Consider the following 5374-nt stretch of genomic DNA (forward strand, 5'->3'; position numbering starts at 1 on the left):
CCACAGTACGAGACGCCGTACCACCAGCGGCCGCGACGGCACGCGCCACAGTTTCGCGGGCCGCAGCCCCGGAGGCCACGACCTTCGGGGTCGCGGCTTCGGGAGGTGTGGCGGCTTCGAGAGGTGTCACGGCTCTGGGAGGTGTCGCGGTGGTCGAGGCTTCGGTGGTTCGGGAAGTGGCGGTCGGTGGGGAGGTGGTGGCGTGGAGGTGGAGTCGGCGGAGGGTGCTGGAGGTGCCGATCTCGACGCGCGACCGCTCCCCCATCTCCCAAGAGGTCCGCACCTCCCCGCGCACCCCCAGTACCGTGCCGTCAACGGTCGGTCCCGTGTCGAGGTTCGCGTACGCGGCCCGCAGCCGGTCGATCGCCCCGTCGGCCCGGTAGACGGCCTTTCTGGCGGCGGGGTCGAGGGTGACGTCGACGGTGGCGGGGGTGTTGGAGATCTCCAGCCTGGCCAGGTGCCTGCCGTCGATGACGGCCGCCCCGACGAAAGGCCCCATGGACGGCCCTAGAGACGAGGCCGTGGACGGGCCGGCGGATGACCCGACCGACGACCCCGTGGGCGACCCCATGGGCGACCCCTCGGACGATCCTGTAGACGGCCCAGCGAGCGGCCCGGCGGACGACCCCGTGGACGGTCTGCTGCGGGAACCGGCTTCCAGGTGGACGTGTGGGGTGCGGCCGTACGTGACGTCGAACCCCGACAACCCGGACAGCAACCCGGAGACCCCCACCGCGGCGCCGTTCTTGATCATGGTGACGTGGCCGCCGCGCGGGGTGGCGATCGCGCCCTCGTTGCGCTGCATCACCACCGCGAACCTGCCGATGGGCGAGCTGGTCGTGTGCGTGACTCGGTGCCCGGCCAGGTCGTTGACCAGGCGGACCGCGCGGGGCAGCCCGCTGAGCTGGGCACGCAGCACGGTCTTGGCGGCGTCCCGGTCGAAGTAGCGGATCTCGGCGTCCGTGTCTCCCCGGTGACGGGAATCGATGGTGAGGGTCTGCTTGCGATGCGCGGTGGCGTAGGCGGCGGTGAAGGACGGCGGGACCCCGCGCAGCGTGACGCCGGCCAGCCTGGACAGCCGCCCGTCACGGTAGACGTGGTGGTGCAGCTCGGCCCGGCGCATCGGCGCGGGCGCGGTGAAGCGGATCGTGCCGCGGCCGAGTTCCACGTGCGCGCGTCCGGCGGGCAGCCGGTCCAGCACCGCCTGGGTGAACCGGTTTTCCGTCACCACGAGCGCGTCGAGGGTGGCGGGGGCGGAGCCGGACACGTCCAGGCTGGGCGGGTCGAGGCCGGCGTCGACGGTGAGGCGGGCGGTGGCGGGGGTCTGGCGCAGGCTCACCAGCGTGCGTCCGGTGAGTCCGGCGACGACGGCCGCGGACGCGCCAGGCTCCCTGCGCTCGATCTCGGCCTTGACCCGCCGTCCCGCCAGGTCGACCGTGAACGTGCCCCGGTCCAGCGCGGACAGCGACGTCCCGCGCCGCAGCCCGTCGAAGCCGACCGACACCTTGCCGTCGTACTCGGCCCAGACCTGGGCCTTGACGCTCGCCCGGGTGAGCCGCCGCACCGCGAACGTGAGCCCGACCGTCGCGCCGCCCGCCCCGCTCTTGACGTTCGCGCCGGGAGTCGTGCCGGCGGTAGGCAGGAGGGTGGCGGCCAGGTCGGGGAGGCCGTCGCCGGTGAGGTCCGTGGCGGCGGGGGTGGCGAGCGGGCGCGGCGCCGAGCAGGCCACCGCCGTGTCCGCGCTCTCCACGCACAGCCGGTACGTCAGCGGCGACGTGCCCGCCCGCGCCGGCCCGAGTCCGAGTTTCCCGAAGCCTTCGACGATCGCCGTGGCCGGGCGGGTGAGTGTCAGCGGCAGGGCCCGAGCGGTGTCGGGGAGCAGCGCGGCGGCGTCGGGCGCCTGCCTGCCGAGGCCCTGCTTCTCCTGCCGGTCGGCGGCCTCGCGGGTGATGCCGTCGACGAGCGCGGGCCCGGCCGCCGTCGTCACCTCCGGCGCCTGCGGCCCACCCGCCGTCGTCGTCGCTCCAGCCGTCTGATGCCCGCCCGCCGTCATCACACCAGGCGCCCGCAGCCCGCCCGCCGTCGTCGCTTCAGGTGTCTGGTGCCCGGCCATCGCTGGCACCTCAGGCGTCTGCGGACCGGCCGCCGTCGTCGCTGCAGGCGTCTGGTGTCCGGTCGGTGGGCGGAGGGCGAGTGATGGGCGCGTCGGAACGCGCACCACCGCAGGCGCGGGCTCCGCCACGGGAGGAACCGGCCGGACCACCCCCGCAGGGGCACGGGTCGTGGTCGCCGCAACAGCCGGCGTCGTGGTCGCCGTAGTGGTCGGCGTCGTGGTCGCCGCGGCGGCCGGCGTCGTGGTCGCCGCGGCGGCCGGCGTCGTGGTCGCCGCGGCGGCCGGCGTCGTGGTCGCCGCGGCGGCCGGCGTCGTGGTGGGCGCGGTCAGGACGGCGGTGGCCATGGACGTCAAGGCCAGCACACGCCCCAAAGACATGGACGTCCAAGCCGGCACACGCCCCAAAGCCGTGAACGTCCAGGCCGGCACACGCCCCAAACCCGTGGACGTCCAGACCGGCACACGCACGAAAGCGTGCGGCATTGCGCGTTCTCCCCCGGAGTGGTCGAAATCATCCCATCAGAAACACAAGTAACGACCCGACCACACCTCCTCACACCCAGTCAAACCCCTCCCGACATGGGACTCCAATTTCTCCGGGCAGCCGGCAGCCAGGTCACCGGCTCGGCCTGATGTTGGCGTTGAGGTGGAAGACGTTCGCCGGGTCGTAGGCGTCCTTGAGCGCCGTCAGCCTGGCCAGCTTGGCCGCCGGGTAGGCCCGCCCGACGCCCTCGGCCCCCTCGTCGGACAGCATGTTGACGTACGACCCCCCGGCGTAGGGCTCCAACCGGGCGGCCGCGCGCCGGGCCGCGGCGAGGCGGCCGGCGTCCTCGGCGGGGTCGCTCCAGCGGGCCCCGGCGACGAACTCGAACAGGGTGCCGCGCTGACTGTAGGCGGTCGCGTCGTCGGGGACGTCGCCGATGGCGCCGCCGTAGGCCTGGAGTCCGACGCTCGGCGTCAGCTCGTCGTCGCCGCCCCGGGTCAGGAAGGCCGCGGCCGCCTCGTCGGGGAACGTGCCGAGCAGGTGGCCCTTGAAGTAGCGGCGGTAGGCGTGGCCCTCGGCCGAGTCGTCCATGCGCTGCAGGTCGACGTACGACATCTCCTGGACGCGCTCGCGCACCGGATGGCCGAGCTCGCCCAACCGGCGGGCCAGGCGGTGCGCGGCCGCCAGGTCGCCGCCGACCCAGACGAAGCCGATGGTGGCCTCCGGGCCGGACGGTCCGGAGGTGACGGCGGCGGTGAAGGTGGCCTGCCTGGGCGCCTCGGCGTTCAGTTCGCGCCAGCCGGTGAGCACCGGCAGGGCGTCCGCGGCCGGGTAGGTGCGTTCGACGACGAGCGCGCGGGTGCCGACCGGGTGCAGGCGGAACTCGAAGTCGGTGACGACGCCGAAGTTGCCGCCGCCGCCGCGCAGCCCCCAGTACAGCTCCTGGTTCTCCTTCTCGCTCGCCCTGACGAGCGCGCCTTCGGCGGTCACCATCTCGAAGGAGACGACGTTGTCGCAGGCCAGGCCGTACTGGCGGGCCAGCCAGCCCATGCCGCCGCCCAGCGTGAGCCCGCCCACGCCGGTGTGCGAGACGTTGCCCGCGGTGGTGGCCAGGCCGTGGACCTGGGCGGCGCGGTCCAGCGCGCCGAGCAGCGCGCCGCCCTGCACGCGGGCCCGGCGCGCGGCCGGGTCGACGGTGACGCCGCCCATCGGGGTCAGGTCGATCATCAGGCCGTCGTCGGGCACGGCCAGGCCGAGCACGCCGTGGCCGCCGCAGCGCACGCCGATCTCCAGGTCGTTCTCGCGGGCGGCGCGGATGGCGGTGGCCACGTCGGCCGCGCTCGCGCACTGCACGATCATCCGGGGCCGCCGGTCCACGCTCGCGTTCCACACCTTGCGGGCCTCGTCGTAGTCCGGGTCGCCGGGGAGGAGGAGCCGTCCGTCCAGAAGGTTCATCATGGGAAGAGCTTCACCCGGGATCGGTATCCGCGAGAAGGTCCGGAACGATGGCTGATTCGAGTACCAATTTTCAGGAGTTGCCGATCGCGGTGTGCCGGGACTCGGGCGTGCCGCTGCATCGGCAGATCGAGGCGGCGATCCGCGAGGGCATCCGCTCGGGGCGGCTGCGCCTGGGCACGGCGCTGCCGCCGTCCCGCGCGCTGGCCGCCGATCTGGGCGTGTCGCGCGGGGTGGTGGTGGAGGCGTACCAGCAGCTGCTCGCGGAGGGCTATCTGAGCAGCCGGGCGGGCGGCTTCACCCGGGTGGCCGCGGGCGCCGGGCGCGGGCCGGCGCCGGTCAGGCGGCCGCAGGCGCCCGCGATGAGGGTCGACTTCGGGTACGGCCGCTCCGACGTGTCCAGTTTCCCTAGGTCCGCGTGGTTACGCTCGTTCCGCCGGGTCATCACCGAGACCGCCGACGAACGGCTCGGCTACCCCTCGGGGCAGGGCGTGCCCGAGTTGCGCCTGGCGCTGTCGGACTATCTCAACCGGGTCAGGGGCACCCTGGCCGAGCCGGACAACGTGCTGATCTGCAACGGGTACGCGCAGGGGATCGCGCTGGTGGTGGACGTCCTGAGCAGGTCGGGGGCCAAGCGGCTGGCGGTGGAGGACCCGTCGTCCGACGACGACGCGCGACTGCTGGCCGCGCCGGCCGGGCTGGAGGTGGTGCCGATCCCGGTGGACGAGCGCGGCCTGCGCGTGGACGTCCTGGAACGCAGTGACGCCGACGCGGTGATCCTCACCCCGTCGCACCAGTGGCCGACCGGGGCGGTGCTGCCGGCCGAGTCGCGGGCGGCGGTGCTGCGCTGGGCCAGGCGGCGCGGGGCGCTGGTGGTCGAGGACGACTACGACGCCGAGTACCGCTACGACCGGGCGCCGGTCGGCGCGATGCAGGGCCTGGCGCCCGACCAGGTGATCTACGCGGGCTCGGCCAGCAAGACGCTCGCGCCCGGGCTGCGGCTGGGCTGGCTGGTGCTGCCCGGCCGGCTGGTGGACGACATGGCCGCGGCGAAGATCGCGATGGACCGCGGGTCGCCGGTGCTCGATCAGCTCGTGTTCGCCGACTTCCTGTCGCGGGGCGAGTTCGACCGGCATCTGCGCCGGATGCGTCCCGTCTACCGGCGGCGGCGCGACGCGTTGCTGCTGGCGCTGCGCGAGCGGCTGCCCGAGCTGGTCCCGGCCGGGGTGGCCGCCGGGCTGCACCTGGTGACCTGGCTGCCCGACGGGCTGGACGAGGCCACGGTGGTGGCGCGGGCGGCCGGGCGCGGGGTGGGCGTGTAC

General features: G+C 74.4%; 3 protein-coding genes and 1 pseudogene. 2 read left to right on the forward strand and 2 right to left on the reverse strand.

Translation table 11 applies throughout. The features are described from left to right. Positions 1-2113: pseudogene (locus HII36_RS53005) on the reverse strand (hypothetical protein); the annotation flags it as partial. 169 nt (positions 2114-2282) lie between these two features. On the opposite strand from HII36_RS53005, the gene HII36_RS53010 reads away from it, so the two are divergent. After that, the gene (locus HII36_RS53010) at positions 2283-2648 is read left to right on the forward strand and encodes a hypothetical protein (protein WP_173531000.1); all 366 of its coding nucleotides are present in this window, start codon (positions 2283-2285) and stop codon (positions 2646-2648) included. Between the two features lie 81 nt (positions 2649-2729). On the opposite strand, the gene HII36_RS53015 is transcribed toward HII36_RS53010, so the two are convergent. Next, entirely contained in the window at positions 2730-4055 is a 1326-nt protein-coding gene (locus HII36_RS53015) for an FAD-binding oxidoreductase (RefSeq protein ID WP_173531001.1), read from the reverse strand. Between the two features lie 47 nt (positions 4056-4102). Between HII36_RS53015 and pdxR the strand changes: the two genes are divergently transcribed. Further along, positions 4103-5374 (forward strand): MocR-like pyridoxine biosynthesis transcription factor PdxR (gene pdxR / locus HII36_RS53020; protein ID WP_173531002.1); only part of this gene is annotated, 1272 nt, incomplete at its 3' end.

Origin of the sequence: Nonomuraea antri, from assembly GCF_013283785.1 — a bacterium.
Classification (GTDB): Bacteria; Actinomycetota; Actinomycetes; order Streptosporangiales; family Streptosporangiaceae; genus Nonomuraea; species Nonomuraea antri.

Coding starts and splice junctions, on each gene's coding strand:
- HII36_RS53015 (WP_173531001.1), bottom strand. CDS start 4,055: ATGATGAACCTTCTGGACGGACGGCTCCTCCTCCCCGGCGACCCGGAC.